The sequence below is a fragment of the Streptomyces sp. NPDC007875 genome (assembly GCF_042868035.1).
GTDB lineage: Bacteria > Actinomycetota > Actinomycetes > Streptomycetales > Streptomycetaceae > Streptomyces > Streptomyces antimycoticus.
The window spans coordinates 61,068-84,675 of record NZ_JBIADZ010000037.1; the positions used below are offsets into that span (position 1 = coordinate 61,068).

Annotated in this window: 17 protein-coding genes; 7 read left to right on the forward strand and 10 right to left on the reverse strand. The window is 73.4% G+C overall.

Annotated features, from left to right (window positions below):
* Positions 1–173: 173 nt before the first annotated feature.
* The 4 genes from ACFYOY_RS43435 to ACFYOY_RS43450 all read right to left on the reverse strand — a co-directional run bounded on the left by ACFYOY_RS43435 (position 174) and on the right by ACFYOY_RS43450 (position 5,187).
* Positions 174–1,388 carry an acetyl-CoA C-acetyltransferase gene (locus tag ACFYOY_RS43435; protein ID WP_093465894.1) on the reverse strand — a complete coding sequence of 405 codons (1,215 nt, stop codon included), beginning with the start codon at positions 1,386–1,388 and terminating at the stop codon, positions 174–176.
* Positions 1,389–1,458: 70 nt separating this feature from the next.
* Complete coding sequence (locus ACFYOY_RS43440) at positions 1,459–2,619, reverse strand: CaiB/BaiF CoA-transferase family protein (RefSeq protein ID WP_351900728.1); 1,161 nt, start codon at positions 2,617–2,619, stop codon at positions 1,459–1,461.
* Between the two features lie 175 nt (positions 2,620–2,794).
* Positions 2,795–4,252 carry a sialate:H+ symport family MFS transporter gene (locus ACFYOY_RS43445; protein ID WP_388593328.1) on the reverse strand — a complete coding sequence of 486 codons (1,458 nt, stop codon included), beginning with the start codon at positions 4,250–4,252 and terminating at the stop codon, positions 2,795–2,797.
* Positions 4,249–5,187: a dihydrodipicolinate synthase family protein gene (locus ACFYOY_RS43450; RefSeq protein WP_388593331.1), complete on the reverse strand. Its 939-nt coding sequence runs from the start codon at positions 5,185–5,187 to the stop codon at positions 4,249–4,251. The genes ACFYOY_RS43445 and ACFYOY_RS43450 overlap by 4 nt, the downstream gene beginning before the upstream one ends.
* A 163-nt stretch (positions 5,188–5,350) precedes the next feature.
* Here ACFYOY_RS43450 and ACFYOY_RS43455 point away from each other — a divergent pair, with 163 nt between their 5' ends.
* A complete protein-coding gene (locus ACFYOY_RS43455; RefSeq protein ID WP_351900722.1) occupies positions 5,351–5,842 on the forward strand; it encodes a DUF1203 domain-containing protein in 492 nt (163 codons plus the stop codon).
* 114 nt (positions 5,843–5,956) lie between these two features.
* Here the strand turns inward: ACFYOY_RS43455 and ACFYOY_RS43460 are convergent, their stop codons facing one another.
* On the reverse strand, positions 5,957–6,679 hold the full coding sequence (locus tag ACFYOY_RS43460; RefSeq protein WP_388593350.1) for an endonuclease V: 723 nt from the start codon (positions 6,677–6,679) through the stop codon (positions 5,957–5,959).
* A 29-nt stretch (positions 6,680–6,708) separates the two neighbouring features.
* Between ACFYOY_RS43460 and ACFYOY_RS43465 the strand changes: the two genes are divergently transcribed.
* Positions 6,709–7,005 (forward strand): YciI family protein, encoded by a 297-nt coding sequence (locus ACFYOY_RS43465; protein WP_351900719.1) that lies wholly within the window; start codon positions 6,709–6,711, stop codon positions 7,003–7,005.
* Positions 7,006–7,032: 27 nt separating this feature from the next.
* On the opposite strand, the gene ACFYOY_RS43470 is transcribed toward ACFYOY_RS43465, so the two are convergent.
* Together ACFYOY_RS43470 and ACFYOY_RS43475 are read right to left on the reverse strand one after the other, a co-directional pair.
* Entirely contained in the window at positions 7,033–8,118 is a 1,086-nt protein-coding gene (locus ACFYOY_RS43470; RefSeq protein ID WP_388593333.1) for a WD40/YVTN/BNR-like repeat-containing protein, read from the reverse strand.
* A gap of 140 nt (positions 8,119–8,258) precedes the next feature.
* The gene (locus ACFYOY_RS43475) at positions 8,259–9,752 is read right to left on the reverse strand and encodes a hypothetical protein (RefSeq protein WP_388593335.1); all 1,494 of its coding nucleotides are present in this window, start codon (positions 9,750–9,752) and stop codon (positions 8,259–8,261) included.
* A gap of 228 nt (positions 9,753–9,980) precedes the next feature.
* On the opposite strand from ACFYOY_RS43475, the gene ACFYOY_RS43480 reads away from it, so the two are divergent.
* Positions 9,981–10,394 carry an SsgA family sporulation/cell division regulator gene (locus ACFYOY_RS43480; RefSeq protein ID WP_351900713.1) on the forward strand — a complete coding sequence of 138 codons (414 nt, stop codon included), beginning with the start codon at positions 9,981–9,983 and terminating at the stop codon, positions 10,392–10,394.
* A 152-nt stretch (positions 10,395–10,546) separates the two neighbouring features.
* On the opposite strand, the gene ACFYOY_RS43485 is transcribed toward ACFYOY_RS43480, so the two are convergent.
* Positions 10,547–11,227 (reverse strand): GPP34 family phosphoprotein, encoded by a 681-nt coding sequence (locus tag ACFYOY_RS43485; RefSeq protein WP_351900711.1) that lies wholly within the window; start codon positions 11,225–11,227, stop codon positions 10,547–10,549.
* Between the two features lie 678 nt (positions 11,228–11,905).
* Complete coding sequence (locus tag ACFYOY_RS43490; protein WP_388593340.1) at positions 11,906–12,562, reverse strand: hypothetical protein; 657 nt, start codon at positions 12,560–12,562, stop codon at positions 11,906–11,908.
* A gap of 245 nt (positions 12,563–12,807) precedes the next feature.
* Between ACFYOY_RS43490 and ACFYOY_RS43495 the strand changes: the two genes are divergently transcribed.
* A complete protein-coding gene (locus ACFYOY_RS43495) occupies positions 12,808–14,838 on the forward strand; it encodes a helix-turn-helix domain-containing protein (RefSeq protein WP_388593342.1) in 2,031 nt (676 codons plus the stop codon).
* A gap of 66 nt (positions 14,839–14,904) precedes the next feature.
* Here the strand turns inward: ACFYOY_RS43495 and ACFYOY_RS43500 are convergent, their stop codons facing one another.
* A complete protein-coding gene (locus ACFYOY_RS43500) occupies positions 14,905–18,492 on the reverse strand; it encodes a hypothetical protein (RefSeq protein ID WP_388593344.1) in 3,588 nt (1,195 codons plus the stop codon).
* Positions 18,493–18,866: 374 nt separating this feature from the next.
* On the opposite strand from ACFYOY_RS43500, the gene ACFYOY_RS43505 reads away from it, so the two are divergent.
* From ACFYOY_RS43505 to ACFYOY_RS43515, 3 genes are read left to right on the forward strand one after another with little or no spacing between them, the layout of a single operon-like run.
* On the forward strand, positions 18,867–20,336 hold the full coding sequence (locus tag ACFYOY_RS43505; RefSeq protein ID WP_351900703.1) for an aldehyde dehydrogenase family protein: 1,470 nt from the start codon (positions 18,867–18,869) through the stop codon (positions 20,334–20,336).
* Positions 20,333–21,880, forward strand: coding sequence for an amino acid permease (locus tag ACFYOY_RS43510; protein WP_351900700.1), 1,548 nt, complete (start codon positions 20,333–20,335; stop codon positions 21,878–21,880). Before ACFYOY_RS43505 ends, ACFYOY_RS43510 begins: the two co-directional genes overlap by 4 nt.
* A gap of 10 nt (positions 21,881–21,890) precedes the next feature.
* The gene (locus tag ACFYOY_RS43515) at positions 21,891–23,435 is read left to right on the forward strand and encodes a GMC family oxidoreductase N-terminal domain-containing protein (RefSeq protein ID WP_351900697.1); all 1,545 of its coding nucleotides are present in this window, start codon (positions 21,891–21,893) and stop codon (positions 23,433–23,435) included.
* Positions 23,436–23,608 lie beyond the last annotated feature (173 nt).

Here is a 23,608-nt window from a genome sequence, read left to right on the forward strand (position 1 = left end):
GGGCGTGGGGAGGGGGCGGGAAGGAGGGGGAACGGCGGCGTTCTGAGAGCCGCTCGGCTCTACGGGGCGTCCAGCGGATCGTGGACTCCGGGGCCTGGGGCGGAGCCCCAGTTGAGGGAAGGGGCGGGGAGGGGAACAGCCCGCCGCAGGCGTCACGATCCGTCGGTCACCCCCTAAAGCCGCTCGACCACCGTCGCGATGCCCATCCCGCCTCCCACGCACAGCGTCACCAGCCCGAACCGCCCGTCGCGCCGCTCCAGCTCGTCGATCACCGTGCCGAGGATCATCGCGCCGGTCGCGCCCAGCGGATGGCCCATCGCGATCGCGCCGCCATTGACGTTGACCTTGTCCAGGCTCAGCCCCATGTCGTCCACGAAGCGCAGCACCACCGCCGCGAACGCCTCGTTGATCTCGACCAGATCGATGTCGTCGATGGTCAGCCCGGCCTTGGTGAGCGCCTTACGGGTGGCGGGAGCCGGTCCGGTGAGCATGATGGTGGGGTCGGCGCCGGAGACGGCGGCGGAGACGATCCGGGCGCGCGGGGTCAGCCCGAAGCGCTCACCGACCTCGCGGTTGCCGATGGCTACCAGGGCGGCGCCGTCCACCATGCCCGAGGAGTTCCCGGCGTGGTGGACATGGTCGATCGCCTCGATCCAGTGGTACTTCTGCAGCGCCACCGCGTCGAAGCCGCCCGCCTCGCCGATGGTGGCGAACGACGGCTTCAGGCCCGCCAGGGTCTCGGCGGTGGTGCCGGGGCGGATGTGCTCGTCCCGGTCGAGGACGGTCAGCCCGCTGCGGTCGCGGACCGGGACCACGGAGCGGTCGAAGTACCCCTCCTTCCAGGCCCGCGCGGCCCGCTCCTGGGAGAGCGCGGCGAAGCTGTCCACGTCATGGCGGCTGTAGCCGCCGGTGGTGGCGATGAGGTCGGCCCCGATGCCCTGCGGTACGAATCCGGTCTCGTAGTTGGTCATCGGGTCCGCGAACCAGGCCCCGCCGTCGGAGCCCATCTTCACCCGCGACATCGACTCGACGCCGCCCGCGAGCACCAGGTCCTCCCAGCCGGAACGGATCTTGGCCGCTGCCAGGTTGACGGCCTCCAGGCCCGAGGCACAGAAGCGGTTCTCCTGGACGCCCGCGACCGTGTCCGGGAGCCCGGCCGCGATGGCCGCGATCTTGGCGATATCCGAGCCCTGGTCGCCGAGCGGGCTGACGACGCCGAGGACCACGTCGTCGATGGCCGCCGGGTCCAGCTCGGGGAACCGCCGCCGCATCTCATGGATGAGGCCCACCACCAGGTCGACGGGCTTGGTGCCGTGCAGGGCACCGTCGGCCTTACCGCGCCCGCGCGGGGTGCGGATGGCGTCGTACACATACGCTTCGGTGCTCACGTCAGCGGCCTTTCAAGGGAGGGGGTCGGGCGGGGACGGCTCAGGAGGCCGGCGGGAAACGGACGGGGGTTCATGACGTTCCTGACGGGTTTCCCTCGAGGAGCGAGGTGACTCCCCAGTCGCGGGCCACCTCGGCGGTGTCCACCCCGGGCCGGACGGGCGCGCGGCGCACCGCGCCCGGGGTGGCGGAGAAGCGCGGGGCGGGCGCGGGCTGGGTGATCCCGCCGTGGTCGACGAAGGTGGAGCGGGCGGCGAGGTGCGGATGGGCCGGGGCCTCCCGCAGCGACAGCACGGGGGCGACGCAGGCGTCCGAGGCGCTGAAGACGGCGGTCCACTCCTCACGGCCGCGCTGCTTGAAGCGGTCGGCGATGGCGGTGCGCAGCGCGGCCCAGCTGTCGAAGTCATCGCGGGCCGGGGCCTGGTCGGCGATGCCCAGCAGCTCGATGAACTCCGCGTAGAACTTGCGCTCCAGGGGCCCGACCGCCATATAGCCGCCATCGGCGGTCTCATAGGTGCCGTAGAAGGGGCAGCCGCCGTCGAGGAGATTGGTGCCTCGCTGGTCCCGCCAGCCTCCGGCGGCCATCATGCCGTGGATGGCGGAGGTGAGATGGGCGGTGCCGTCGACGATCGCGGCGTCCACGACCTGGCCGGGGCCGCCCGCGCGGGCGTGCTGCAGGGCGGCCAGGACGCCGATGACGAGATAGAGCGAGCCTCCCGCGTAGTCCCCCAGGAGGTTGGCGGGGGCGATGGGCGGGCCGTCGGCGGCGCCGATCATGCTGAGGGCGCCGGTGACGGCGATATAGCTGATGTCATGGCCGGCGGTCCGGGCGAGCGGACCCTCCTGCCCCCAGCCGGTCATCCGGCCGTAGACCAGCCGGGGGTTACGGGCCAGGCAGTCCTCCGGGCCGAGGCCCAGCTTCTCGGTGACCCCCGGGCGGTAGCCCTCGATGAGGATGTCGGCGTGCTCCACGAGGTCGAGCACGGCGGCCACGCTCCCCTCGGCCTTCAGGTCGAGGAGCACCGAGCGCTTGTTGCGGTTGGTGAGGTCGTAGTCCGGGTCGATCCGCAGGCCGCCGGCGCCTCCGGGGCGGTCGACGCGGACGACATCGGCGCCGAGGTCGGCGAGGACCATGGCGGCGAACGGTCCCGGCCCGATCCCCGCGAGCTCCACCACCCGCACTCCGGCCAGCGGACCGGCCGCCGTCGCCCCGTCCTCCGCCGCCACCGTCATGCCGTCCCCCAATCGTGTGACACCACCGCTGTAACACCGCCGATGCTAAGAACGCGTCCCGCATTCCACAAGCCCTCTCCTGGGCCTGTGGACAACCAAGCCCCTTGCCCGGCAAGCAGGTTTGGCCCCTGCGGCAGCACGGCGGGCCGGGTGTGGCGCCGACCGGCCTTCCGGGTCAGGTCTTCTCCATGCCCGGCCCCGCCATGGACAGCGGCTGTTCGGGCACCAGATGGTCCTCGTCGCCCGCCGGATCGGTCAGTCGGCCGAGCCTGCGCGGCAGATCGGAGCCGACCAGCACGATCACCACCAGCGTCAGCCCGAAGGTGAGCACCGCCAGCGCCCGCCCGAGGGACATGCCCTCGGCCAGATGGGCGCCGAGCACCGGCGCCACCGCGCCGCCGAGCGCCCCGGTGTTGTAGACGAAGCCGAGCGAGGCCGCCCGCGTCCGGGTCGGGAAGTGACCCGCGATGTACTTCGGCAGGATGCCGGAGATCCCCTGGCTCAGCGCGAGCAGGAAGAACAGCAGCACTCCGAGCCCGACCAGGGTGTCCTGCACCGCGAACACCGGGAAGACGAAGGCCAGCGAGGCGAGCAGGGTGTAGACGTAGGCACGCCGGGTGCCGAGCCAGTCGCCCGCGAACCCCGCCAGCCAGCAGCCGGCCATCGTCCCGAACCCGGCGTAGAACATCACATCGGTGACCTCGGACGGGGTGTACCCGAGCTGCTCCTTCAGATAGGTGGGCAGCAGCGCCTGGATCGGCCAGCTGTAGAGGAAGGCGCAGAAGACCGTGCACGTCAGAGCCACATACAACGACCAGCGGCGCCGTCCGCCGAGCTGGGCCGCGAAGGCGATCAGACACCCCGCCGCCAGGAGCGACAGCGGCCAGCGCAGGCCCGCGCCCAGCGGGGTGAAGACCAGGAACAGCGCGACACTCGCGGCCACGGCCAGCGCCGTGTTGACGCTCGCGCGGGCGCGTCCGGCGAACAGCGGCCCGAAGGGGTTCGGCCGCGCCTTCGCCGTCGCCACCTCCTCATGCCAGTCCCCGGCCTCGGGAAGCGCGCGCCGCACCCATAGCGCGACCAGCACCGGCAGCACGCCGATCCAGAACATCCAGCGCCAGCCCCAGTGGGGCACCACCCACTTGTAGAGCTCGGAGGCGAGGATGGTGCCACCCGAGTAGCCCGAGATCAGGAAGCCGGAGGCGCGGTTGCGCAGCCGCGCGGGCCAGCTCTCCAGGACATAGGTGGCGCTGGCGCTGTACTCACCAGCCATGCCCATGCCAATCACAAGGCGAGCCGTGAACATGCTGATGTAGTTCCAGGCGAACCCACAGGCGAAGGTGCCGAGCGAGTAGAGCAGAATGCTGACGATCATCGCGGCCTTACGGCCGTAGCGGTCGCCCAGCGCGCCCAGCACCGCCCCGCCGAGCCAGCGGGTGATGAAGGCGCCCGAGACCAGGCTCGCCGCCGACGCCGTGCTCAGATCGAATTCGTCGGCTATCTCGGTCAGGACGAGCGTGATCAGTACGAAGTCGAAACCATCGAGCAGATAGCCGATCCAGGCGGCGAACATGGACTTCCACTGACCCCGCGAGACCTCTCGGTACCAGGGCACCGTGGTGGCTTCGGTCACGGCAACAGCCCTCCCTCCTCCAGAAGTTGACGTACGGTCTTGACGGCCTCCTCGCCCAGCGGCACCTGGGGCGCGGCGGTGTCCGCGCACTCGATCACGCCCAGCAGCCGCAGCGCGGCCTTGAAGCCGCCCAGCCCCGCCGAACTGCCGCCCATCAGCGCCGGGTCCCCGGCGTCGGTGATGGCGAAGAGCGCGGCCAGCCGGTCCTGTTCGGCGGCCGCCTGCTCCCAGCGGCCCGCCCGCGCGTGCTCGTACAGCCGGACGAAACCGGCCGGATCGACGTTGGCCAGCCCCGGGACGACGCCGTGGGCCCCCGCCAGCAGGGCGCCGTCCACCGACAGTTCGGAGCCGGTGAGCACGGTGAAGGAGTCGTTGAGGCCGCGCCGGCGGACCTCGACGAGCATCCGCCGCAGCGCTCCGTCGTCCCCGCTGCTGTCCTTGACCCCCACCACGGTGGCGTCGGCGGCCAGCGGAAGCAGGATCGAGGGCGTCAGCTTGGAGTGGACGGAGACCGGGATGTCGTACGCGAACAGCGGCACGTCCACTCCGTCGCGCAGCCGCCGGAAGTGGTCGGCGATCTCCAGGGGATGAGTGCGGGTGTAGAAGGGCGCGGTGGCCACGACGGCGTCCGCGCCCAGCTCCGCCGCCGTACGGGCGTGATCGAGCACCCGCGCGGTCGTCATGTCGATCGCCCCCGCGAGGACGGGCACCCGGCCGCCTGCGGCCTCGATGACCGCCTTAAGGGCCGTACGGCGACTTCGGTCGTTCAGATAGGCGGCCTCTCCGCTGGAGCCGAGCGCGAACAGCGCGCTCACCCCCGCGTCGATCAGCCGCTCGGCGAGCGCGGCGAGGGAAGAGGTATCGACCTCGCCCGCGGGCGTGAGCGGGGTGCACAGGGGCGGAACGACACCGGTAAGGGGAGCCGGAAGACTCATCGACACCCAGCCTTCTATATAGCGGGACAATCAGGACGTGGGACGTCCTATGTTCGGGGCCGAATCTGACGGAGTGCCATCGCGCTGTCAAGTACATTCCCGCGTCAGCGCCTCGTCCGAATCCCGCCAGCACTCCAGGAGCCCACCGGCCAGTCTGGAACGCATGAGCGAGAACTACGAGATGCGGGCCATCGCGCCCGAGGTGCTGAAGCAGCTGCGGATCACCGACGACGCGGGAAACCCGCCGCGCGTGGTGGTGGAGGACGAGGAGGGTGGCAGCCCGATGCGCTGCTGCCTGGGCCGGAGCCGGCCGCACGAGACCATCGCGCTCGTCTCCTACGCCCCGCTGCGCCGCTGGGCCCAGGAGACGGGTGCCACGCCCGGCCCGTACGACGAGGTCGGCCCGGTCTTCATCCACCCCGAGGAGTGCGACGGCTGGGCCGGCCCCGGGATCGCGGACGGCATCCCGGGGGAGCGGCGGGTGCTGCGGGCGTACTCCGCCGAGGGCAACATCCTCGGCGGCCGACTGCTGAACGACGGCAAACCGACGATCGAGGAGGGGCTGACCGAGCTGTACGCGGACCCGCGGGTGGCGGCGGTGCATGTGCGCGCCGTCGAGTTCGGGTGCTTCCTGGCCGAGACGCGGCGGGTCTGACGGCGCTGCGAGGGGCGTTCTGACGGCGCTCTGACGGCGACGCCGACCGGGCTCCGTCAGGCCCGGCGGGTCCTGTCACACCCCCCGGGGCCACTTCACGCCCCGGCGGCTGCATCACGCCCCGGCTGCTTTCAGGGCCCGGCGGCACAGCGCGTCCGCGCGCCGCGTCGTCTCGGGCTGCCGGAAATCGCGGGCCAGATGCAGGGTGTACGCGCAGGCGTCCGCGATGGTCACCCGATGGCCGACGGAGACGAAGAGCGGCTTCACACCGTCGCGGGTGCGCAGCGCCCGGCCGACCTCCTCGTCCCTGTCGAGCAGCGGCGACCAGTCGCCGCGGCGCGGCCCCGGGTCGGCGTGGCGGAAGCCGAAGGGGTTCTTGGCGACGCCGATGGTGGGCAGCCCGGTGAGCACCCCGAGATGGCTGGCCAGCCCGAACCGGCGGGGGTGGGCGAGGCCGTAGCCGTCGCACACGACCAGGTCGGGGCGGCGGCCGAGCCGCCGGTCGAGGTCGCCGAGCGCGTCGAGGACGGCCGGGATCTCACGGAACGCCAGCAGCCCGGGGACGTACGGGAAGGTGACCCGGCCGACCGCGGTCGCCTCCGCGACGACGGCGAGGCCACAGGCGTCCAGGGCGACGGCGGCGGCCGCGACCAGGTCGCGCTCGTCGTCATACGCCACGTCCACCCCGACGAGCGCGCCGGTGCCGGTGCCCGGCTCGGGCAGCTCCCCCCCGACGGCCACGGACGCCCGCGTCCGCTCCTGGACGGCGATGGCCTCGGCCTCGGTGGTGGGCCAGTCGCGAGGCAGCTCATATCGTGGATCGACGGCGCTGGTCATCGTGTGGCTCACGTTACTAGCCTGCACACATGTTCGTACTGGAGATCACCTACACCGCCTCGGCCGACCGCGTCGAGGCCGCCCTCCCCGAACACCTCGTCTGGGTGGACGACCACTTCGCGAACGGCACCTTCCTCGCCTCCGGCCCCAAGAACCCCCGCGACGGCGGGGTCATCCTGGCGCTCGGCGACGACCGGGCGAGGATCGAGGAGATGGTGGCGAGCGACCCCTTCATCGTCGCGGGCGTCGGCGAGTACACCATCACCGAGTTCCTGGCCACCCGCACGGCCCCGGCCCTGGCCGAGCACCGCCGGCAGCAGCCGTAAGGACCGCGCGGGATGGCGGCAGCGTCCTTACGGACCGCTGGTCGGCTCCATCCGGGCGATCCGGCCCTGTTCGCCCGCCGCCCAGCAGGCGAGGTCCGGGGTGCAGTCGACCGTGTCGTAGGAGCCCTGGTCGACGGGGCGCCAGGTGCGGCCCGCGTCGAGGGTGAGGTCGGTGCCCGTCGGGCCGACCGCGAGGGCCGCGTGGGCGCTGTACGGGAGCCAGGTGACGCCCGACCGGTACGCCGGTGGCGGCTGGGCGGACGGGGTCCAGTGAGTGCCGCCGTCCCCAGTGACGGCCGCGGCCCGCGGGGACGGCTCGCCGGGGCGGTAGTCGCCACCGACGGCGATGCCCTTACGGGCGTCACGGAAGGCCAGCGCGAAGACTCCGCGCGCGGGGTCGCCCGCCGGGATCGGCGCATCGGTCACCGTCCAGGTGCGTCCGCGGTCGGTGGAGTGGAACACCCGGGCGGTGGCCGCGCCACCGGTGGCGAACCACGCGCTGCGGCTTCCGGCGGCGACCAGGCACTGCCCGCTCGCCGCGAACGACGCCTCGCCCGGCTGCGCCTCGGGCATCCCGACCGACGGCAGGACGCGCCAGCTGCGGCCGCCGTCGCCGGTGGCCAGGATGCGGTACCGGCCGTCCACCGGGTCGCTCAGCGCGATCCCATGGCGGGCGTCGAAGAACGTCAGGCAGTCGTAGAAGGCGCGCGGATCGGTGTTCCGGAAGCTCTCGCTCCAGGTGGCACCGCCGTCATCCGTACGGAAGACCCGTGACGCCTCGCCCTCGCCGATGGCCAGCACCACCGCCCGGCGCGCGTCGAACGCCTCCACGTCGCGGAACTCCAGCCCCTCCGCACCGGGTGGCGAGACATTCGCCCAACTGCGCGCGCCGTCGTGCGTGCGCAGCACCGTGCCCTTGGTGCCCGCGACCCACGCCGTCGTGCGGCTGATCGCGGCCAGCCCGCGGAACCGGGCGTCGGTGCCGCTCTCCTTGAGCCGCCAGCCCAGCCCCAACCGGCCTTCGCCGCCAGCCGGTTGCGCATGGGCGGGCACGGCCACCACGGCGACGAGCGCCGCCCCGCAGAGCCCGGCCGCCACCACACGTCTCATCATGCCCACGATCCCCATGCCCCTCATGGGCCTGGAAGCTAGCCCATACGCGGGATCGACGTCCATGGACGCGTGAACGGACGATCGGGAAGATGACGGACGGCGCCGGCCGTAAGGCGCTCAGGACGACCCACGGCCCTCCCCTAGTGGGAGACGCAGAGCCGGACCACCAGCGAGACGCAGCCCCGGGAGTCGTCGGAGCCGGGGCCGGTCGGCTTGGCCGTGGGCCGCTGCGTCGGCTCATCCGTGGGCTCGTCCGTCGGCTGCTCCGTGGACTGCCCGCTCGGGGTGCCCTCCGGGTCCTTGGTCCCGCCGTCCGTGGGCTCCTCGGTCGGTTCGTCGGTCGGCTGGTCCGACGGGCCGCTCGACGAGGAGGAAGAGGGCGAGCCGGGCGAAGACGGCCGCGACGAGGGCGAAGCGGAGGAAGAGGACGACGGCGCCTTACGCGAGGGCGAGACGGCGCTGGACGGCACATCCGCCGGGGAGTGCCCCGTGGGCACGCTCGACGTGGACGGCCGGTTCCGGGACGCCTCCCCCGGAGCCCCCGCCCGCGACCCGTCCGAGTGCCGTGAGGCCCCGGAGGTGGCGGACGCACCCGAAGCCGACGAGGAGCCGGACGCCTCGGAAGAGCCAGACGAATCGGCGGAGTCGGACGTGTCCGATATGGACGGCGCCGACACTCCGGCCGGTTGCTGGGCCTCCGCCGAGCCGCCGTCCGTCAGCGCGAGCCCCGTCATGACCGCCGCCCCCGCGACCAGCAGCACCCCGCCCGCGGCCGCCGCGACCGCCACCGGCCCCGCCTGGCGCACCTGCCCGCGGACGAGGTGGCGCATGGAACGGCGGGAAGAGACCAGCGGGCCGTTCGACGGGGCCGCGTGCGCACCGCCGGCCGCCAGCGCGCCCGCTCCGGCCGCCCCTACGGCGCCCACCGCGGCGGCGGCCACCAGGGGCGCCAGGAACCGCGCCATGCCCCGGTCGTACAGCGCCAGCAGCGCCGGACCGGTCAGCGCGGGCAGCCGGTCGTCGGCCGCCACGAGCTGCTCCATCCGACCCCGGCAGTCCCGGCAGCCGTCGATGTGCACGGCGATGAGCTCGGCTTGATGCGGGGAGTCCGTGCCGTGCACATGGCCGGGCAGCCGCTCCCAGTGCTCACCGCACGCGGCGCTCGCCGGATAGCCGGGCTGGGCGCGCAGGAACTCCTGGCGCACACTCCCCCGGACACGCTCCACCAGGTCCGCCGCGCCGTCCGGACTCACCCCGGCCCGCCACGCCACCTCCTCCGGCTGCAGCCCGTCCACCTCGGCGAGCCAGAGCACCTTCACCCAGCGCTGCGGCAGCTCATGGAGGACCTGCACGAGCGGTTCGAGGTACGACGCCTCCTGCGCCGGGCCCCAGCCCCCCGCCCCGGCCGAGAGCTCCCTTACGGCGCTCGTCAGCTCGGCGGGGACGGCGTCGGCACCGAGCGGCTGCCCGGCGCGCAGCCGGCGCCACACGCTGTAGTGCGCCTCGGCCACCAGGTCCCCGGCAACCCAGGGGTTACCGGTAAGAGTTCGGGCATATCCGCACAGACGCGAATATTCGGCTTCATGGATACGGGTGTAGGCGGCCGCGTCGAGCGGTGCGTGACCTTCGGTCATGGTGGAACAACCCCTGGGGTGGGTGCCTCGTCACTGCCGCCGTTCTGTAACAGCTCCGCACGGCGCCCCGAGACCTTGCATGGTTTGGCAAGCCTAAATGCCGTATGTCCCCTCGAAAAATCACTCGTGACGCACGTCACGTCGAAAGCGGGTGCACTGCCCTGATCGCCCAAACGTCTTAACCCTCGAAAGGGCGACGCGCCCCGCACCTATCGCAAGGGAGCCGACGTGACCACTGTCATCGATCAAGCCGTCCAGGCACAGCTCATCGCGTCGACGCCCGAGTCACGCGCGATTCCGGCGTGCCTGCGCTATGAGCGGGACGACCCGTTCGCCGTCCATGTCTCCTTCCCGCCCTCCGCGTCCCTCGACGGCTCCGCGGTGGAATGGACGTTCGGGCGGGAGCTGCTCTCGGCCGGGCTGCGCGGCCCGGCGGGGAGCGGGGATGTGCAGATGTGGCCGTGCGGACCGCGGCGGACGGTCCTGGAGTTCCACGCCCCCGAGGGCATGGCCATGGTCCAGTTCGACACCGCGGATCTCCGCAGATTCCTCGGCCGCTCGTACGCCATCGTCCCCGAGGGCAGCGAGGCCGGGGAGCTCGACCTGGACCAGGGGCTGGCGTCGCTGCTCAGAGACGCCTGAGCCGGTACGGACACTTGTGAGCCCGCCCGTACGGACCAGTGAGCCTGTCCGTACGGACACCCGCGAGACCGCCCGTACGGACACCCGAGAGACCGTACGGCGGACACCCGTGAGCCCGTACGGCGCTTGAGCCCGCCCTTACGGTGAGGGGGTCAGGTGGCGGTCGCGGTCGTGGTCGCCGCCAGCATGGCCGTGGCGACGGCGGCGGCGAGCGCCGTGCGCACCTGGGCGATCACCTTCTCCAGCACCGGCCCCATGCCCCCGCAGCGCTCCCCCAGTTCGAGGATCCGGTGCTTGCGGACCTTGGCGTCCGTGGCCGTGACCACGGCCCTCAGCTCGCCCGCCGCCGCCAGGGTGACCAACGCCGCGTCGCGTTCGGACACTTCGGCCGCCGGCTGCTCGCCGTGCAGTACGCGCACCGCGTCATCCCGCATTCCGGCCACCTGATCGGGCCGTTCCAGCGTGTACTCCTTGGCCGGGAACAGTCCCAGCACGCGCCTCCCCTTCGCCCGCACATAGCCGGCCGCCACCATCTGGTCGCGGACCGCGTGCTCGGTCAGCCGCGGCTGATGTCCCACCCAGATCTGCCAGCTTCGCGGCCGGGATTCGCCGATCAGCTCCAGCAGCCCATCGAGCGCCCGGTCTCCCGTGGCGGCGTCGGCCACCGGACAGGGGCTGCCGTCGGTGTCGGTGAGCATGCCCCGCTGAACGAGCTCGGTAAGGGCGGCGGCGCGGACGAGGAGGGCGGTGTGAGCACCGGTGGGCCGGCCGGTCTCGGGATCGTAGGAGAGCAGGTAGAGGGAGGCGGCGAGGGAGAGCGAGCCGTTCGGCATGGGAACCTCCGACGGTCGGGCGTGCGGTGGGGCGGCGTACCTCGACCATATCGGCCACGTGCCCCCATGATCGACCCTCCGCCACGAGGTTCCGGCGGGGCCGGACACGTCGTCCTCCCTGGGGCTCGGCCGCCCCGGGGCCCGTGGTCCCCGCCCGGGATGCGGCAGGCCCGGCCCTGGGTCCTGGCCGCTGCGGGGCCCGTTGCCTCCGTACGGGAAGTGGCAGGTCCCGGGACACGCGGAGACGGCGGCCACGCGTACCCCCGTGTGTACGCGTAGCCGCCACCGGCCCCATTCCCCCGTGGCCCCCTCGGACCTGTCACCCCCGTTGGCCCGTCAGGCCATGTGACCGCCTGTCGGCCCTCCCGGGGCCGAGTCCTTCGTCGGCCTCCCAGGCCGTGTCCCCCCCGTCAGCCCTCCTGGGGCCGCGTCCCTCGTCGGCCTCCGTCCGGCCGCGTCCTGCGTCGGTCCCCTCGGGCCGTCTCATCCCCCATCAGCCCCTCGGGCCGTCTCCCCCGCCCCCCGTCGGCCGCCTCAGGCCGCGTCCCCCGTCGGCCTCCGTCCGGCCATGTCCCCCGTCAGCCCCCTCAGGCCGCATCGCCGCCCGTCACCCCCGTCGGCCCTCGGCCCCCGCGCCGCCCCCGTCAGGGCCCCGTCAGAGCCCCCGTCAGGACTTGCTCACGGGTGGTACAGCTTGACCACGGCGGTCGTGGTGGTCCGCTTGAAGTCGGCCACCGGCGCCTGGTCGAAGCCGCCCATCTCGCCCCACGACACGACGGTGACGGTCCGGCCGTCGCGCCCCACCCCGAAGAGGTGGATGCCGGGCTCCGAGTCCGGGTACGAGGTGTGGACGCCGTAGACATGGGCGCCGTCCTCGGCCGTCAGCGCGCCGTAGTCCCGCCCCGAGGCGGTGCCCTCCGGATAGTCGCGCACCCAGTCCTCGGCGCAGTTCTGGATCTTCTTCTCGGCCGCGGCGGCGAGCTTGCGGGCCGCCTCCACCGTGCCGGTCCTGACCACGATCTGGGTGGCGCTGGTGTCGTACTCGGTCCAGAAGGTGCGGTGGGTCGCCCCGGCCGACGGCAGGGTCTTCTCCACGCAGAACGGAGCGGTCTCGGGCAGGCCCCGGGTGACATCACTCGCGTACCAGTCCGAACTCGGATGCGGCGGGAGCTCCCTCGGCACCAGGTGGCCGGGGGTGCCCTGGGGTACGACCGCCTGCGCCTCCGCCCGATCCGACGGTGCATGGGCCTGGGCCGGCCCGGTCCCGGCCACGACGGCGGCCGCGGCCACCACGCCGAGCGCGGCGCCGCGGAATGAGTGCGTGGGCTTGCGCATGAGGTGTTTCCTCGTCTCTTCCCGATCTCAGGATCTGTGCATGTCCGCCGTCGTACCGGGAGGTCGCGACGGCAGGACAAGCGTGTGCGCCACCTGGCCGTGGCCGCTACGACCGGCGGGGCATGCGGGACGCTGGAATGCCTGCACGTACGCTGACTTGGGGGTATGACAACACCCTGGAACGCGCCCGTGGAACGCCCACGGGACGACGTCGCGGGCCGGGGACGATATGGGGGGTGGTGGGCGTGGGGAACGCCAAAGAGGTTGAGGACTTCGCCGAGAGACTGCGGGCGCTGAAGGAGCGCTCGGGCCGCAGCTATGGCTCGCTGGCCACACGACTGCACGTCAGCACGTCCACGCTGCACCGCTACTGCAACGGCGACGCGGTCCCGGCGGAGTACGCCTCCGTCGAGCGCTTCGCCCGGCTGTGCGGCGCCACCCCGGAGGAACTGCTCGCCCTCCACCGCCGCTGGATCCTCGCGGACGCCTCCAGGCGCCGCGCACGCGAGGCCGACCGCGAGGGTGCGGGCGGCCGCCCGGCGGCCGACGGCACGGCGTCGGCCCCGCGCGGGGGCGGGGCCGACCGCCCGGCCGCGGACGGCACCGCGCCCGAACCCGAGGCGGACGCACGGGGCGGTGACGGTGAGCCGCGCCTGTCAGCCGACGCACGAGGCGACGACGACCCGTCGGACAACTCTGGGACCGCCGCCGCCACGCCCGGCGCCCGCCCGGACGCCGGCCGCCACCGGGGGCACGTCGCCGCCTCCGGCCCGGGCCCGGTGACAGACTCTCCCCCGGGCGCGGCCGCTCCGACCGGCCCAACCGGCCCGACCGGCCCGACCGGAGACGGCACCGGGCCGGAAGCGGGTGGGCGCTCCCGCGACGCTCAGCCGTACGCGGCAGCCGATGCGCGCCAAGACACCGCCGATCAACGGCAGAACACCGCCGATGAACGACAGGGCACCGCCACCCCGGCCGACGCCTCGAGGGCCACGCCGACGTCCGGCATCCCGGCCGCACACCGCACCGCCGCCGCGACCGACCACTCATCGGGCAGCCATGGCTCCGCACGCCGTGGCAGGGCCGCACACCCAAACGGAAACCCGAGGCACCCGCACCAACGCGGCGACAGCGGCGATACCAGGGACACCACCGAGCCCGCCGACGGCGCCCCGGAGCCGTCCGCAGCCGCCGGGCAGGCCCAGCCCCACGCCGCGCCCACGGACAAGACCGCGCCCACGGGCAACGCCGGATCCGCCGCCACCGCGCGGAGGCGGTTGCGGGCCGTGTCGGGGAGCGACGGCGGCACTGCCGTCGTGTCACGGGCGCGGCGGCCGTGGGCGTTATTGGCCGGGGCCGCCGCCGTCGTCGTGCTCGCCGTCACGGCGGTCGAGGTACGGCCGCCCGGCGAGGACGGCCGTAAGGACGCGGCGGCCTCACCCCCGTCCGCCGCCCCCTCGTCCAGGCCGCACGCCGGGCCGACCGCCCGTGGGCATCTGGACCGTCAGAAGACGGACGGCGACGACGCGTCCGGCGCACCGCGCGGCGACGACAAGGACCGTAAGGGCGAGCGCGCCAAGGGGCAGAGAGCCAATGGGGGCGCTTCCGGCTCCCCCGGGCCCGGCGGCTCCAAGGGCCCGGACGGCGGCGGCTCCACCCAGGTCCCGCTCACCGTCTCCACTCGTTCCCATGTCTGGGAGAACGGCTGCGGCCATCGCTATCTCATCGACCGGTCCCCGTCCCAGGTCGCCCCACCGCCCACCGAGCAGGACGCCCCGACCTGGGCCGCCGCCCATGGCGCGGTGCACGGCGGAACCACCAATGTCGAGGTCACGGTGCAGGGCCGGGCCTCGTCGGCGGTCGTCCTGCAGGCCCTGCACGTACGGGTCGTGGGCCGCCGCACCCCGCTCGCGTGGTCGTCGTTCGCCATGGACAACGGCTGCGGGGGCTCCCTCACCCCGCGCGCCTTCTCGGTGAATCTGGACGCCGCCCGTCCGCTGGCCCGCCCCACCGAGGGCAACGACGCGGGCAAGCCGATCCCCGCCGTCCGCTTTCCCTACCGCGTCTCGGCCTCCGACCCGGAGGTGCTGCTCGTCAACGCCCGGACGGCCGGCTGCGACTGCAGCTGGTACCTGGAGCTGGACTGGTCGAGCGGCGGCCGCTCGGGGACGCTGCGGATCGACGACCACGGCTCGCCGTTCCGCACCAGCGGCATCAAGGGACGACCGCAGTACGCCTACGACTACACCGACGGCTCCTGGCACACGAGCGACTGAGCACCCGGCGGCGACGCCGCCTCACCCCACCGGCGACGCCATCCCACTCCACCGGCGACACCCTCCTCACTCCACCGTCGTCGTCAGCCGCAGCGCCGCGTCCCGGACATCCGCGTGCGGATGTCCGCGCAGTGAGCGGACCCGCTCCCGCCAGGGCTCCGCCCACTCCGTACGCGCCCCGCCCACCTCGGTGAGGGTGGCGGCGAACAGCCCGGAGGCGTGGCCTCCGTCCTCGTCGAGCTGGCCCGCGGCACGCAGCAGACCGGCGTCGGAGCCCGGCCGCAGCGCGGTGTTCAGCCGTCGGCGCAGGGCGTCGGCGGTACGGACGGCGAGCGCGGGGCGGGTGGTGTGCAGCCGGGCGAGGCGGGCGAGCCCGGCGGACAGCGGGCCGGGGCGGGCGTCCAGGTCGAGGGCGTTCACCAGCACCTGGGCGGCCTCCTGGACGAACGTCTCGTATCCGGCGAGAAGTTCACCGGCGGCCCGCGCGGTGCGCCGGGTCACGCGGGGCCGCATCCGGGCCCGGGTGGCAAGCCGGTCGGCGAGGTGCTGGATGCGGCGGCGGGCGGGGCGGTCCCGGTCGGGTTCGGCGTCGGGGCCGCCGGGCCGGGCGTCGGCGGTGGCGAGCGCGGCGAGCGCCCAGGCCAGCGGGTTGTCGCCGGGCGACCCGTCGGGGGCCGCGGCCATCAGGTCCAGCAGGGCGTCGGCGGCGGGCCGCCAGCTCGCCCGGTTGCCCAGGTCGGTGACGGCCGCGACCAGTACGGCCGCCGCGTCCGGCGCCCACGGTGACCACCCGGCCAGCGCCCCGTATCCGGCCGCCGCCACCTCCGGGTCGTCGGTGTCGCAGACGACCCGTATGAGCTGGGCGTAGCGGCCGCGGTGCGCCTCGGGGAGGTCCAACGGGCGGGTGCGCAGCACGGCGTGGCGCAGTTCGCGCCGTCCGCTCGCGGCGGCGGTCAGCAGCTCCCAGGAGCGTTCGGCGTCGAGCGGCCCGGTGGCGAAGGCGACGCAGGCGGCCTGCACATCGGGGTGCTGGCCGGGCAGTGCGAAGGCGTCGGCGAGCAGCGCGGCGGCGTCGGTCACCGGGAGCAGGGTGGCGGCGAGCCGGACGGCCTCCTTACGGCTGGTGACCTTCGCGGGGACGGGCGGTACGGCCGTGGCGACCCCGTCCGGCGCGAGCACCCCGCGCACCACCCGCCCCAGCCGTGACGGCTCGGCGTACCGGGCCGCTCTGGTGGCCGCGTACACCGCCACCCGGGCCCGGTCGCCGCCCGCGTGGGCCAGCAGGGCGGGCAGGGCCTCCCCGGGGCGGTCGGTCCGGGCGAGGGCGGCGAGCGCGGCCTCGGCCAGGACCACATCCGAGGCGTCGGCCCAGGTCCGGACGGTGGCCACGCCGGTGCCGGGGATCAGCGCGGCGTCGGCGATGGCGGCCGCCCGCTGCTGCGGCCGCAGGGAGGTGTCGGCGGCGGCCCGGTCCAGGAGGCGCGCGGCGGCGGCCTGTTGGCGGGGCAGCCAGCGGCCGGTGTCCCGGCCGGTGGGCGGGGTCCAGTGGGTGCCGGACGTCAGAAAGCGCCCGTACGGCGGGGTGTCGTCGAGGACGAGGTCGAGCAGATCGGTGCGACGGCGGGTCAGCACGGCCAGGACGGGCGGCAGCACGGCCGCCGAGGGCTCGTGGGTCAGCAGCTCGGCCACGCGGGCGTCCCGCTCCGCCGGTGGCTCCAGCCACAGCCCGATGGCGGTGCGGACCGTCGTGTCGCTGCCGAACGAGATGGCCTGCCAGAGGAGTTCCTGCAGCTCGGGCACGGCGTGGGCGCGTCGGCCGAGGGAGCGGGCGAGGGCGAAGGTCAGCTCGTGGTCGACCCGTTCGGCGCCCGCCTCCAGCCAGGGGCGCAGCGCCTCGAACACCGCCTGCTCCTGGCCGCGCCGCAACTGGTGGTCGAGGCGGCCCAGGTCGGCGGCGCCGACGCTGCCCGCGAGCCGGGTGAGGGTGCGCAGCGCCCAGCCCAGCAGCTGCCGCCGCCCGGTGACGGCGTGTTCGCGCAGCAGCGCCACGGCGAGGTGGCGCAGCGCCTGGCGGGTGGCGGAGGAGGAGTCGCGGGCGGAGATCGCCTCGGCGGCGATGCGGTCCAGATGCTCGGCGGCGTCATCGGTGAACAGCGCGGGATGGGTGCGGGCGAGTGCGCCGAACGCCGCGGAGCGCACCGGGTCCTGCTCGTTGCGCAGCCGCTCCAGCAGGCGCAGCAGGTCGGTGAGGGCATCCGGGTCGCCGGACCGGGCGACGCACTGGATCAGCAGCGGATAGGCCAGGGCGCGGTCCTCGGCCGAGGAGCGGCGCACGGCGGCCAGCAGTTCCTCGCGCGCCTCCTCGACCGGCAGATGGGCCACCGACTCCAGCACGGTGGTCCAGAGCGCGCCGCGCTCGCGCGCCTGGGCGGCCATCCGGCGGGCCTCGGCCTGGCGGCGGGGGCGCGGCAGGACCTCGAGCACGGCGGGTTCGATGACGGCGTGGGCGGGGTCGCGTCCGTCGGTGGCCGCGTCGTAGAACGCGGCGCGGCGGGCGGGCGGCAGCGCGGCCAGCAGCCGGGCGAGGGCGTCGGCGTCGTGCCGCAGGGCCCGGCCCAGTTCGGCGAGCTCGGGCGGGTCGGCGCGGACGATCCGGCGCAGCACGGCCCGGTCCAGCCGGCGCCGGGTGCCGCTGTGCTCGGGGGCGAGCAGCAGCCGCAGCGTGGAGCCGGGCTCGGCGGCCACCAGCGCGGACAGCCGGGCCCGTACGGAAGCGGGCAGCGGGCCGTGGCAGTAATCCTCCAGCAACTCCAGCACCCGCTGGGGCCGGGCGGGCGCGGCGAGCGCGACACAGGGTGCGTAACGGGTCCACCAGTCGGTGCGCAGCGGTGCGGGCAGTGCGGTGAGCTGACGCGCCGCCTCGTCCAGGACGGCCACCGGATGGCGGGAGACGAGGGGCCGCCAGGCACGGACGGCGTGGAACAGCCCGGGCAGCAGCCGGGCCACGGCTTCCGCGCCGCATCCGGGGAGCAGCCGCGCGGCCTCGCCGTCGCCCCAGCGCTCCCGGTACGGCTCGATCAGCCGGTCCGCGAGCGCGGTGCGCCGCCCGGCCACGACGGTACGCACCAGTTCGCGCCGTACGGTGGCGGGCGCATCCTCGAAGGCCGCCTCCAGCGCGTCGTCCGCGATGGCTCCGGGGCCGCCGCGGCGGGCGGTGTCGAGGGCGCGGTGCCGCACCACGGAGTCCGGGTCCGCGAGCCGCGCCGCGAGATGGCCGGTCCGCCCACCGGCGGCCGCGGCCACGGCCGCCAGCCGCCGCTCGTACGTCCCACGCCGCTCCAGTTCCTCGATCAGCGCGCCCAGCCGCCCCTCGGCACTGGCCGCCCTCGCCCGCCCGGCCAGCTCCCGCATCCGGCGCGGAAAGGGCAATGGATCGAGGACGGCGAGCAACTCGTCGGCGAGGGCGCCGGGGGATTCGGGGCCGGGGTGGAACCCGGAGCCGCCATGGGCTGCGGGCCCGCGGTGGACTTCGGAGCCACGGTCGGCTGCGTGCCCACGGTGGGGCTCGGGGCCACGGTGGGCTTCGGGCCCACGGTCGGCTTCGGGGCCGCGATGGGCTTCGGGGCCGCGATGGGCTTCGGACGCGTTGACCATGCCAGGGATTGTGCCGCTCACACGTCCGATCACACGTCCCGCCGGAAAATGGTTTCCCGGAGCACCCGTCGTCCCGGCTCCAGTCATGCCCGGCCCCGGCCCCTCGCGTCCCGCCCGCGCGTGCGCAATCCGGGCCGCGATGCACACGGGCTCTGCGACCCGCAGCCCGGCGGTGACCCCGGGCTCGCCCCCGGCCGGGGTCGCCGATCTCGCCGGGGCCGCAGGGGCACCCCCCTCACCTCCCCGCCGCGCCCGCGGCTTCCCTACGCCGTGCGAGGGTGACCGGTGCCACTTACGCTCAGTGTGTGGGCTGGCCGGGTGCGTCGACGGATCCACCTCGGGACCGGCCCTGTCGTCCGAGCCCGGAGGAGCCCATGCCGGAGCTGTTCATCGGCGGCCATTGGACGACCGCCCTCGACGGACACAGCCGCGAGATCCGCTGTCCGGCGGACGGCTCGCTGGTCGCCGTGGTCGACGAGGCCGGGCCGGGTGACGCCGCCGCCGCGGTGGCGGCCGCCCGGGACGCCTTCGACCGCGGATCGTGGCCTGGCACCCCGGCAGCCGACCGGGGCGGGCTGCTGCTGCGGGTGGCCGATCTGCTGGAGCGCGAGAAGGCGACGCTCTCCCGCGCCGAGTCGCTGGACACCGGGAAACGGATGGTCGAGAGCGAGTACGACCTCGACGACATCGCGAACTGCTTCCGCTACTTCGGCAACCTCGCCTCCTCCGCCGGCGCCGGCCGCGTGATGGAGGTGGGCAGCGCCGAGATCGACAGCAGGGTGGTGCACGAACCGGTCGGGGTGTGTGTGCTGATCACGCCGTGGAACTACCCGCTGCTGCAGACGGCCTGGAAGGTGGCGCCCGCGCTGGCCGCCGGGAACACCTTCGTCCTCAAGCCCAGCGAACTGACCCCGCACTCCGCGATCCATCTGATGCGGCTGCTGACGGAGGCCGGGCTGCCCGGTGGCGCCGCCAATCTGATCCTGGGCTCGGGGGCCACCGCGGGCGCGCCGCTGGTCACGGACGAACGGGTGGACATGGTGTCCTTCACCGGCGGCGTGGTCACCGGACGCTGGATCATGTCGGCCGTCGCGCCCACGGTGAAGAAGCTGGCTCTGGAGCTGGGCGGCAAGAACCCCAATATCGTCTTCACCGACTGCGATTTCGACACCGCGGTCGACTACGCGCTCACGGCGGTGTTCCTGCACTCCGGGCAGGTCTGCTCGGCCGGCGCCCGGCTGCTGGTCCAGGAGCAGCTGCATGACGCGTTCGTCGACGAGATCGTCCATCGCGCCCGGAACATCCGGCTGGGCGGGCCGTTCGACGAGCACGCCCGCACCGGGCCGCTGATCTCCGCCGAGCACCGCCAGAAGATCGCCGACTATGTGGCGGCGGGGATCGACGAGGGCGCGGTGCTGCGCTGCGGCGGGACCCCGCCCGACGATCCGGACCTGGAGAAGGGCTACTACTTCCTGCCGACCGTCCTGGACGACTGCACCCCGGACATGTCCGTGGTGCAGGAGGAGTCCTTCGGCCCGGTGCTCACCGTGGAGCGGTTCCGGGACGAGGACGAGGCGGTGGCGCTCGCCAATGACACGGTGTACGGCCTGGCGGGCGGGGTGTGGACCCAGGACGCGGAGAAGGCGCAGCGGGTGGCGTCCCGGCTGCGGGCCGGGACCGTATGGATCAACGACTTCCATCCGTATGTCCCGCAGGCCGAGTGGGGCGGGATGAAGCAGTCCGGTATCGGCCGTGAGCTGGGCCCGTCGGGGCTGCACGAGTACCAGGAGCTCAAGCACATCTGGCGCAACACCGCGCCCCGTCCGCAGCGGTGGTTCGAATGACGGCGAGCGAGTCGGCAGGACCTCCGCCGAAACCCAAGCCGGAGGGTTCGCACGACGACGACTCGCTCGCCGAACTCGGCTACCGCCCGGAACTCAAGCGCACCCTGGGCAACTTCCACACCTTCGCCGCCGGGATCAGCTACATCTCCATCCTGACCGGCACCTTCCAGCTCTTCTACTTCGGTGTCGCGCACGGCGGCCCGGCGTACTGGTGGTCATGGCCGATGGTGTTCAGCGGGCAGCTGATGGTGGCGCTGAGCTTCGCCGAGCTGGCCGGCCGCTATCCGGTGGCCGGCTCGGTCTACAACTGGTCCAAGCTGCTGGGCGGCCCCCATGTGGGCTGGCTGGGCGGCTGGATGATGATGACGGCCTCGATGGTGTCGCTGGCGGCCGTGGCGCTCGCGTACCAGGTGACGCTGCCGCAGATCTCCTCGCTGTTCCAGTTCATCGGCGACGGCTCCACCGGGACCGAGCGCGCGGCCAACGCGGTGCTGCTCGGCAGTGTGCTGATCCTGTTCACCATGGTGATCAACGGCTTCGGGGTGAAGCTGATGGCCCGCATCAACTCCGCGGGCGTGGCCATCGAACTGATCGCCACGGTCGTGCTGATCCTGCTGCTGGCCGCGAACATCGCCCGCGGCCCGTCCGTGGTGCTGGACACCTTCGGCCATGGCCAGGGTCAATCGCTGGGCTATCTGGGCGCGTTCCTCACCGCCTCGCTCGCCTCGGCGTATGTGATGTACGGCTTCGACACGGCGTCCTCGCTGGGCGAGGAGTCCGTGGACCCGGGCCGTAACGCGCCGCGCGCCATCCTGCGGGCGCTGGTGGCGTCGTTCGCCCTCGGCGGCCTCATCCTGCTCTTCGCCCTCATGGCGGTGCCCGATCCGCGCGACAAGCGGCTGGCGACGGACGGCCTGCAGTTCGTGGTGCTCTCCGCGCTCGGCCATGGCGTGGGCCTGATGGTGCTGTGGTGCGTGGTCATCGCGATCACCGTGTGCGCGCTGGCCGTGCACACCGCCGCCATCCGGCTGATGTTCGCCATGGCCCGGGACAACAACCTGCCCGGCGGCTCCCGGCTCGCCCGGGTCCATCCGCGGTTCCAGACCCCGCTGCTGCCGGCGGTCCTGATCGGGCTGGTGGCCATCGCGATCCTGGTCCTCAACATCAACCAGCCGCAGATCTTCTCCGTGGTCACCAGCATCGCGATCATCATGATCTACTTCGCGTATCTGATGGTCACCCTGCCCATGCTGGTACGGCGGCTGAAGGGCGAATGGAGCCCGGCCGAGGGCCGCTTCTCGCTGGGGCGGCTGGGGCTGCCGGTCAATGTGCTGGCCGTGCTGTGGGGCACCGCGATGACCGTCAACCTCGCCTGGCCCCGGGCCCAGGTCTACAACGCCACCGGACCGCAGCACTGGTATCTGCGCTGGGGGGCGGTCCTGTTCGTCGGCGTGGTCGCACTGGGCGGTTTCACCTACTACTGGTTCGTCCAGCGGACCCGTACGGGTGTGCTCGCCGAACACGCGGCCGCCACCACCCCGTGAGGAGAGGCCCGTGGACCAGTTCGACTACGTGGTGGTCGGCGGCGGTACGGCCGGATCGGTCGTCGCGGCGCGGCTGTCCGAGGACCCCTCGGTGAGCGTCTGCCTGCTGGAGGCGGGCCCGTCCGACGTCGGGGACGACAACATCCTGCGGCTGAACCGCTGGATGGGGCTGCTGGGTTCCTGCTACGACTGGGACTACCCGGTCGAACCGCAGGAGAAGGGCAACAGCTTTCTGCGCCACGCCCGCGCCAAGGTGCTCGGCGGCTGCTCCTCGCACAACTCCTGCATCGCCTTCTGGGCGCCCGCCGAGGACCTCGACGAATGGGCCGCCATGGGCCTGGACGGCTGGTCGGCCGCCGACTGCTTCCCGCTCTACCGGCGTCTGGAGGACAACGACGCGCCCGGCGACCACCACGGCCGCGGCGGCCCGGTCCGGATCCGCACCGTGCCGCCCGAGGACCCGTGCGGCCGGGCGGTGCTGGCGGCCTGCGAGGAGGCGGGCATCCCGATCACCCCGTTCAACACCGGGACGACGGTGGTGCGCGGCGCCAACTGGTTCCAGATCAACGCCCGCGAGGACGGCACCCGCTGCTCCGCCTCGGTCGCCTATCTCCACCCCGTCATGGACTCCCGGCCCCATCTGCAGGTGCGCACCGGACTGCGGGCCAAACGGCTGGTCCTGGACGAGAACCTGCGCTGTACCGGCGTCGAGTACCTCTCTCCCGATCTGATCCACACCCTGCGGGTGCACGCCCGCCGCGAGGTCATCGTCTCCTGCGGCGCCATCGACACCCCGAAGCTGCTGATGCTCTCCGGTATCGGCCCCGCCGGACATCTGCGGGAGACGGGGGTGGACGTGCTCGTGGACTCCCCCGGGGTCGGTGGCAACCTCCAGGACCACCCCGAGGGCGTCATCATGTGGAACGCCGAGCAGCCCATGATCAACACCTCCACCCAGTGGTGGGAGATCGGCATCTTCGCCGCCACCGAGCCCGATCTGGACCGCCCGGACCTGATGTTCCACTACGGCGCGATGCCCTTCGACATGAACACCTACCGGCATGGCTACCCCACCTCGGAGAACGCCTTCTGCCTCACCCCGAACGTCACCCGCGCCCGCTCCCGGGGCACCGTGCGGCTGGCCACCCGCGACTTCCGCGACAAGGCGCGCGTCGATCCCCGCTACTTCACCGACGCCTACGACATCGACATCATGACCCGCGGTCTGCTGCTCGCCCGCAAGATCGCCGCCCGGCCCGCGCTGGCCCTGTGGGCGGGCGCCGAACTGGCCCCCGGACCCGATGTGCACAGCAACGACGAGCTGGCCGCCTACATCCGCAAGACCCACAACACCGTCTACCACCCGGCGTGCACCGTGCGGATGGGCGTGCCCGACGACCCGGACGCCCCGCTCGATCCGCGGCTGAGGGTCAAGGGCGTGACGGGGCTGCGGGTCGCGGACGGGTCGGCGATGCCGTATCTCACCTCCGTCAATCCGTGCATCACGACGATGATGATCGGCGAGAAGTGCGCGGACATGATCAAGCAGACGTGATCGAGCAGGCGTGATCACGCAGACGTGATCGAGCAGGCGTGATCGAGCAGGCGTGATCGAGCGGCGCCATCCGTAACACCCCGTTATCTTCTTCGCGGTCCTGCAAGAGGACCGCTGGCCTCCGGGCCCGGCATGACTGTTCCCCCCTGTCGCAGGGATGACCTGGGGGGTGG

Bases quoted from the DNA above. Each gene is read 5' to 3' on its own strand.
- ACFYOY_RS43450 (WP_388593331.1), bottom strand. From the start codon at position 5,187: ATGAGTCTTCCGGCTCCCCTTACCGGTGTCGTTCCGCCCCTGTGCACC.
- ACFYOY_RS43455 (WP_351900722.1), top strand. From the start codon at position 5,351: ATGAGCGAGAACTACGAGATGCGGGCCATCGCGCCCGAGGTGCTGAAG.
- ACFYOY_RS43510 (WP_351900700.1), top strand. From the start codon at position 20,333: ATGACGGCGAGCGAGTCGGCAGGACCTCCGCCGAAACCCAAGCCGGAG.
- ACFYOY_RS43485 (WP_351900711.1), bottom strand. From the start codon at position 11,227: ATGCCGAACGGCTCGCTCTCCCTCGCCGCCTCCCTCTACCTGCTCTCC.
- ACFYOY_RS43470 (WP_388593333.1), bottom strand. From the start codon at position 8,118: ATGATGAGACGTGTGGTGGCGGCCGGGCTCTGCGGGGCGGCGCTCGTC.
- ACFYOY_RS43440 (WP_351900728.1), bottom strand. From the start codon at position 2,619: ATGACGGTGGCGGCGGAGGACGGGGCGACGGCGGCCGGTCCGCTGGCC.
- ACFYOY_RS43465 (WP_351900719.1), top strand. From the start codon at position 6,709: ATGTTCGTACTGGAGATCACCTACACCGCCTCGGCCGACCGCGTCGAG.
- ACFYOY_RS43500 (WP_388593344.1), bottom strand. From the start codon at position 18,492: ATGGTCAACGCGTCCGAAGCCCATCGCGGCCCCGAAGCCCATCGCGGC.
- ACFYOY_RS43490 (WP_388593340.1), bottom strand. From the start codon at position 12,562: ATGCGCAAGCCCACGCACTCATTCCGCGGCGCCGCGCTCGGCGTGGTG.
- ACFYOY_RS43505 (WP_351900703.1), top strand. From the start codon at position 18,867: ATGCCGGAGCTGTTCATCGGCGGCCATTGGACGACCGCCCTCGACGGA.
- ACFYOY_RS43460 (WP_388593350.1), bottom strand. From the start codon at position 6,679: ATGACCAGCGCCGTCGATCCACGATATGAGCTGCCTCGCGACTGGCCC.
- ACFYOY_RS43475 (WP_388593335.1), bottom strand. From the start codon at position 9,752: ATGACCGAAGGTCACGCACCGCTCGACGCGGCCGCCTACACCCGTATC.